Genomic DNA, 7,378 nt, shown 5'->3' on the forward strand with positions numbered 1-7,378 from the left:
TTACAGCGGCTGCAGGTTGGCGTAGCCGAGCATCAGCCACTTGGAGCCCTCGTCATCAAAGTTCACCTGCACCCGTGCCTTGGGTCCAGAGCCTTCGTAGTTGACCACTATGCCTTCGCCAAACTTGGCGTGGCCGACGCGCTGCCCCAGGGAAATATTGGTGGCAGGCACCTCGGCGTTGGACAGTGAGGAACTGCTACCCTGAAACAGAGGCTCGCTCGGGCTTCGGGCGGTCAGCGGGCGGCGAACCTGGGCATTGAGGCGCACTTCCTCGATCAGCTCGGGCGGCACTTCCTGGATAAAGCGCGAGGCGCGGTTGAAGTTTTCCTGGCCGTGCAGACGGCGCGATTCCGCATGGGTCAGATACAGCTTTTGCATCGCCCGGGTAATGCCGACGTAGCACAGACGGCGTTCTTCCTCGAGCCGGCCGGGCTCCTCGATCGACATCTTGTGGGGGAACAAACCTTCTTCCATGCCCGCCAGGAACACCAGCGGGAACTCCAGCCCCTTGGCCGAGTGCAGTGTCATCATCTGCACGCTGTCCTGGTGTTCGTCGGCCTGGGCATCACCGGCATCCAGTGCCGCCTGATCGAGAAAGGCGACCATGGGCGTGCGGGCTTCACCTTCCTCGGTTTCAATATCTTCCTGCCAGCTGCCGGCAAATTGGCGCGCGGCTGTGATCAGCTCATCAAGGTTTTCGAGGCGCGACTGTGCCTTTTCGCCCTTTTCCTTTTCGTGATGCTGCACCAGGCCGCTGTGCTTGATCATGTGCTCGGTCTGCTCGTGCAGCTGGGTATCCCGAGTCTCGGTATCGAGCCTGTCGATCAGTTCAAGGAAGCCCCGCAGTGCATTGCCGGCACGGGCCGGCAGCAGACCCTGCTCGATAATTTCGCAGGCCGCCTGCCACATGCTCAGTTCCTGCTCGCGGGCGTGCTGGCGCAGCAGTTCGATGGTGCGGGTGCCGATGCCGCGGGTCGGTACATTGATCACGCGCTCCATGGCGGTGTCGTTGTGACGGCTCGACATCAGGCGCAGATAGGCCAGGGCATTCTTGATTTCCAGTCGGTCGTAGAAGCGCTGTCCGCCGTAGATGCGATAGGGCACACCTGCGCGAATGAGCATTTCCTCGATAATACGTGACTGGGCGTTGGAGCGGTACAGCACGGCGGAATCGACCCGCAGGTTGCCGTCCTGCACCCACTGCTGCACGCGGCCGACAATAAAGCTGGCTTCGTCCTGTTCGTTGAAGGCGGAGTAGACCGACAGTAGCTCGCCATCGCTGCCTTCGGTCCAGAGCTGCTTGCCCAGACGCCCCTGGTTGTTGCCGATGACGGCGTTGGCCGCCTGCAGGATGTTCTTGGTGGAGCGGTAGTTCTGCTCCAGCTTGATGGTCGTAGTGCCGGGGAAGTGTTCTGGCAGGTTCTGAATATTCTCGATGCGGGCGCCGCGCCAGCCATAGATTGACTGGTCATCGTCGCCGACGGCCATCAGCTTGCGTTCGGCGCCACAGAGCAGGCGCAGCCAGGCGTACTGGATGGCGTTGGTGTCCTGAAACTCATCCACCAGCAGGTAGCGAAAGCGCTCCTGGTAGTGCTTGAGCAGCGCCGGCGAGCGGTCACGCAGCAGTTCAAGACTGCGCAGCAGCAGTTCGCCGAAATCGATCATGCCGCCGCGATCGCAGGCCTGCTCGTAGGCTTCGTAGATATTCAGCATGGTGCGCTGGAAAGGGTCGTTGGAAGGTTCTATGTGGCGCGCGCGCAGGCCTTCGTCTTTCTGGGCGTTAATGAACCACTGGAACTGTCGCGCCGGCCAGCGCTGTTCGTCCAGGTTCATTTCCTTGGCCAGGCGCTTGATCAGCCGCAGCTGATCATCGCTGTCCATGATCTGGAAGTTGTCCGGCAGGCCGGCATCGCGCCAGTGCGAGCGTAGCAGACGGTGTGCCAGGCCGTGGAAGGTGCCCACCCACATGCCGTGGGGGTTGAGCCCCAGCAGTTCTTCGATACGCCCGCGCATTTCCCGGGCGGCCTTGTTGGTAAAGGTCACCGCCATGATCGAGTAGGGCGAGATATCCTCGACCTGGATCAGCCAGGCAATGCGGTGCACCAGCACGCGGGTTTTACCGGAGCCGGCACCGGCCAGTACCAGCAGGTTCTGCACCGGTGCAGAGACCGCTTCGCGCTGGGCATCGTTGAGTGAGTCGAGTATCGGGGTTAAATCCATGGCGGCAACAATCGGGCTCTGGGGTTGATTTCAGGGCCGCCTGCGGGTTAGCAGCGGGCGACTCTGAAAAGAAAAGGGCTGTATGGGCGTCCAGTATAACCCGAACGACTGCGATTGGCTGCCGTCCTGAATCAGGGCAGCTGCGAGGGGTGTTCTATGCGGTGCAGCAGGATGCGTTTGAGCTCGTCTGGATTTTTGAGCTTCATTTCCACGCCCTGGCGTCCAGCCTGTTCGATGCCCAGCCAGGGAATCAGGCGCGAGAGCCAGAAACGCATGGCGGCGGTGCGGGTCAGCTGTGACCAGACTTGCCGCTCGTCATCGGTGAACGGGCGCACGGCGTTGTAGGCTTGCAACAGGGCTGCTTCCCGCTCAGTGTCTATGCTGCCGTCTGGCCTGGTGCACCAGTCGTTGGCCACTATCGCCAGATCGTACAGCAGATAGGCGGTGGCGGCGTTGTAGACGTCCAGAATGGCGCTAACGTCGGTGCCGCTGAACAGGGCGTTGTCGTGGAAGAGGTCACCATGAATGACGCCCATGGGCAGATCCAGCTTGGCTGCACGCAGGGCATCGAAGTTGCGCACTTCGGTGCTGAGCAGCTGGGCTTCATCTTCCGGCAACAGGCGCGCAATCTGCTGGCTCTCGCGGCGCCACCAGAAGACCCCGCGGTGGGCCTGGCGATGCAGATAGAACTCGGAGCCGGCCAGGTGCATCTGTGCCAAGGCTGCGCCAACGGAGCTGCAGTGCGCCGGGCTGAGTTCACTCTGGGCCACATGCTGGCCTCCAAAACGCGGCAACAGCAACGCCGGGCGGCCGTGCAGTTGCTTCAGTGCAATGCCGTCACGGTCCTTGAAGGGTGCTGGCACCGGGCTGTCGCGTTCGGCCAGCCAGCAGGTCAGTTCGACGAAAAAAGGCATCTCCTCCAGCGTAAATTCCTCGAACAGGGTGAGGACAAACTCCTGTTCGGTGCCGGCAGGGCTTTTAAGCGTGACAAAATAGTTAGTGTTTTCTATACCGCCTTCTATACCCTTGTGGGCGACCAGCGTGCCGAGATCAAAATCGGCCAGCAGGCGGTTGAGGTCCTGTGCAGTTACTTCTGTATATACCGCCACAAAATATTACCAGCTGAAGATGACCCATTTGGGGATTAGCAGGGAGGATTCTTCGAAGCGGCTGAATTCACCACTACCCTCGACCGGCACCAGATAATAGGGCTTCCCGACTTTGGGAACCACCTTGACCTCTTTCAGCACACCGTTGACCCGGTACTCGTAAAAGGCGCGTTCGTCGTTGTGGCGAATGGTGATTTGCGGGGCGTCCGGCCCGAACTCCGGTATTGTCTCCGCCTGCGCCGGCGGCACCAGCAGAAGGCTGGCGAGCAACAGCAGTTTTTTCATCTTATTTCCATATTCGTTGGTTGGCTGCGGCATATTTAATATGATTGTCAGCCCTGACACTATCCCCCGGCACTAACAATCATGGATACCGCTATGAGCGAGCAACACCCATCCCTCATTCTAGTCGACGGCTCTTCCTATTTATACCGTGCATTCTTTGCTTCACAGCAGGCCGACATGCGCACCAAAGAGGGCTTTCCGACAGGCGCGGTGCGGGTGGTGACTTCGATGCTGCGCAGTCTGATCAGGCAGTACCCGAAAAGCCCGGTGGTGGTGGTGTTCGACGCCAAGGGCAAAACCTTCAGGGACGAACTGTTTTCCGAGTACAAGGCCCAGCGTCCGTCCATGCCCGATGACCTGCGGCTGCAGATCGAACCGATTCACGACATCATCCGTGCCATGGGCCTGCCCCTGCTGATGGTGGACGGGGTTGAGGCTGATGATGTGATCGGCACCCTGGCGCGTCAGGCCAGCGCCCAAGCCATGAACACGCTTATCTCCACCGGGGACAAGGATATGGCGCAGCTGGTGGATGAGCATGTGACACTGATCAACACCATGAACGATGTCCGCATGGACGCCGCCGGGGTGCAGGAAAAGTACGGTATACCGCCGGAACTGGTGATCGACCTGCTGGCGTTAATGGGGGACAAGGTCGACAACATTCCTGGTGTGCCGGGAGTGGGCGAGAAAACTGCGCTGGGGCTGTTGCAGGGCATTGGTGGCATAGCGGCACTGTATGAAAACCTCGACAAGATTGCCACCCTGGGCTTTCGTGGCGCCAAGACCATGGCCAAAAAACTGCAGGAAAACCGCGAAGCCGCAGAGCTTTCGTATCTGCTGGCTACCATCAAGACCGATGTCGAGCTGGATCAGGGTGTAACCGACTTTGGCCTGCCGGCGCCCGACAATGAAAAATTGCTGGAGCTGTTTGGCCGCTTTTCGTTTCGCAGCTGGATTCAGGAACTGGGCACCTCGTCGCGGGCGCAGACTATAGCGCAGGCCGCCGCCGATGCTACAGCGGGCACTCTGGCTGCAGAACCCGCACAGATCGAATACGAAACCCTGCTGGAGCAGGCGGATCTGGATCGCTGGATCAGCGCGCTCAAGGCTTCGAGCCTGTTCGCCTTTGATACCGAAACGACCAGTCTGGATTCCATGCAGGCGGAGCTGGTGGGCGTTTCCTTTGCCATTGAGCCTGGCCGTGCGGCCTATGTGCCCCTGGCCCACGACTATGTAGGCGCCCCGGAGCAGCTCGATCGCGCCGCCGTGCTGGCCCAGCTCAAGCCGCTGCTGGAAGATGCCAATCTCGCCAAGGTCGGCCAGCACATCAAGTACGACATGAATGTGCTGGCGCGCTATGGCATTGAACTCCAGGGCGTGGCCTTTGACACCATGCTGGAGTCCTATGTGCTTAATTCAGTGGTGACCCGCCATGACATGGACAGCCTGGCCGATGTCTACCTGGGACAGCAGACGGTGCATTTTGAAGACATCGCCGGCAAGGGTAAAAAACAGCTGACCTTCAATCAGATCGCACTGGAGCAGGCCGCACCCTACGCCGCCGAAGATGCCGACATCACCCTTAGGCTGCACCAGGTGCTGCATGCCCGCCTGAGCGAAGAAGGCTCGCTGCTGCAGGTTTTCGAGGAAATCGAAAAGCCGCTGATTCCGGTGCTGTCTCGCATTGAGCGCAACGGTGCCCTGGTGGATGCCAACCTGCTGGGCAAGCAGAGCGTGGAGATCGGCGAGCGTCTGGTTACGCTGGAACGCGAGGCCTTCGAGTTGGCGGGGCGACCATTCAATCTGAGTTCCCCCAAACAGCTGCAGCAGATCTTCTATGAAGAACAGAAACTGCCGGTACTGAAAAAGACCCCCAAGGGTGCGCCCTCGACCGCCGAGGAAGTGCTGCAGGAGCTGGCGCTGGACTACCCGCTGCCCAAGCTGATTCTGGAGCACCGGGGCCTGAGCAAGCTTAAGTCCACCTATACCGACAAGCTGCCGCTGATGATCAATCCGACCACTGGCCGCATTCATACCTCCTATCATCAGGCCATTACCGCCACCGGGCGGCTGTCGTCCACCGACCCGAACCTGCAGAACATCCCGATTCGCAGTGCCGAGGGGCGGCGCATTCGTCAGGCCTTTATTGCGCCCGAAGGCTACCGTCTGGTGGCGGCGGATTACTCCCAGATCGAACTGCGCATCATGGCGCACCTGTCGCAGGATCAGGGGCTGCTGAGTGCCTTCTCCAAGGGCGAGGACATTCACCGCGCCACGGCGGCGGAAGTGTTCAAGGTTGCACTGGATCAGGTCACCATCGAGCAGCGGCGCAGCGCCAAGGCCATCAACTTCGGCCTGATCTATGGCATGTCAGCCTTCGGGCTGGGCAAGCAGCTTGGCATAGGCCGCAACGAGGCGCAGCAGTATATCGATCACTACTTTGCCACTTATCCAGGTGTGCAGCGCTACATGGATGACATTCGCGAGAAGGCGCGGGCCCAGGGTTACGTCGAGACGGTGTTCGGACGCAGGCTCTATCTGCCGGAAATCAATGCCAGCAATGGCATGCGCCGTCAGGGGGCCGAACGCACGGCCATAAACGCGCCCATGCAGGGTACGGCGGCGGACATTATCAAGCGTGCGATGGTGCAGGTGGCGCAGTGGCTGGATGATACGGGGCTGGATGTTCGCGTCATCATGCAGGTACACGATGAGCTGGTGTTCGAGGTACGGGAGGATCTGGTCGACGACTTCGTGCCACAAGTGAAGGCGCGCATGGCTGCGGCGGCGAAAATGGATGTGCCCCTGCTAGTGGAAGCAGGCGTTGGTGCTCACTGGGACGAGGCGCACTAACAACTCGTGTCGTGTAACTGAGAAAAGGGGCGGTTAAGAGTATCGCTTTTAGCCGCTCCGGAACTTTCGTAGCGCCCCAGGACTCAACTGATACGCAGAGTCACATTTTTACATTTGTTTGTGCCATGGCAGTGATCTCTGACACAAGAAGCATGCGTTGAAGCCCTACGACTGTCTGTAATTCCCCTTCCAGCCAGTTGCAGGGCTTCTTTTTGTAGAGCACTTTCATCTTACATCGACCCGTATCCGGCCGCCTTGAAGTAAAGAAGCATAGGGTGCAATGGGGTTGCGGGGCACGTGCTTTTGTAGGGTGCCTGTAGCACCGTTTACCCAAGCGAATTGTTCCGGGGGGCGTACCGTCATGTGGCGTGCTGACGGACGCTTCTAGCTGGCCGATCGTTGCGCGGGAAAGTCCGTTTTGAGGCAGTTTTTGAGCTCTTTTGAGACGAATAGTGGTTCTATTTAACACTTGTAACGCAGTGTAAAGAGCCGCTTTAGCGGAGTCGCAGACCGAGGAGCTTGCGACGAGTCAAAAAGAGCGCGAATAATGCCCAAAATCGGCTTTTCCGCAGTAGATCAGTGGTAAGTCCGACAGGCTGCTAGGAGGCTGTCCGACAATACTCAACCTACTGCGAACCACCTGAGTTTGGCTGTTTTTTGTGCTGTTTTGCGTTAAATAGAACCACTATTCACAAGCTACATCCCTGTAACTTGCCCTTCGGGCAGCTAACGCTGTGTAAATCGGCTATCCTGCCGATTTATCGCCTTAAAACACCGCAAAAAACCGCTCAAATCAGTCGGCTCTCGCTACGGCTAGCATTCTCGGACAGCCTCCTAGTTTCAGCGCTGTTCTGAAGCCTGGTGCGAGACATATCCTGTCCATTAGACCACAACTGACCCTGCCAACG

4 protein-coding genes are annotated in these 7,378 nt (G+C 59.1%); 1 reads left to right on the plus strand and 3 read right to left on the minus strand.

Translation table 11 applies throughout. The annotated features are described in order from the left end of the window. From uvrD to MPRO_RS07100, 3 genes are all read right to left on the minus strand, one after another. The gene (uvrD, locus tag MPRO_RS07090) at positions 1-2,220 is read right to left on the minus strand and encodes a DNA helicase II (RefSeq protein ID WP_067289406.1); all 2,220 of its coding nucleotides are present in this window, start codon (positions 2,218-2,220) and stop codon (positions 1-3) included. Positions 2,221-2,351: 131 nt separating this feature from the next. Then, positions 2,352-3,329, minus strand: coding sequence for a homoserine kinase (locus MPRO_RS07095; protein WP_067289409.1), 978 nt, complete (start codon positions 3,327-3,329; stop codon positions 2,352-2,354). A gap of 6 nt (positions 3,330-3,335) precedes the next feature. Next, the gene (locus MPRO_RS07100) at positions 3,336-3,614 is read right to left on the minus strand and encodes a DUF2782 domain-containing protein (RefSeq protein ID WP_067289411.1); all 279 of its coding nucleotides are present in this window, start codon (positions 3,612-3,614) and stop codon (positions 3,336-3,338) included. Between the two features lie 93 nt (positions 3,615-3,707). On the opposite strand from MPRO_RS07100, the gene polA reads away from it, so the two are divergent. Beyond that, a complete protein-coding gene (gene polA, locus MPRO_RS07105) occupies positions 3,708-6,470 on the plus strand; it encodes a DNA polymerase I (RefSeq protein WP_067289413.1) in 2,763 nt (920 codons plus the stop codon). Positions 6,471-7,378 lie beyond the last annotated feature (908 nt).

The organism is Marinobacterium profundum (assembly GCF_001528745.1).
GTDB lineage: Bacteria > Pseudomonadota > Gammaproteobacteria > Pseudomonadales > Balneatricaceae > Marinobacterium_A > Marinobacterium_A profundum.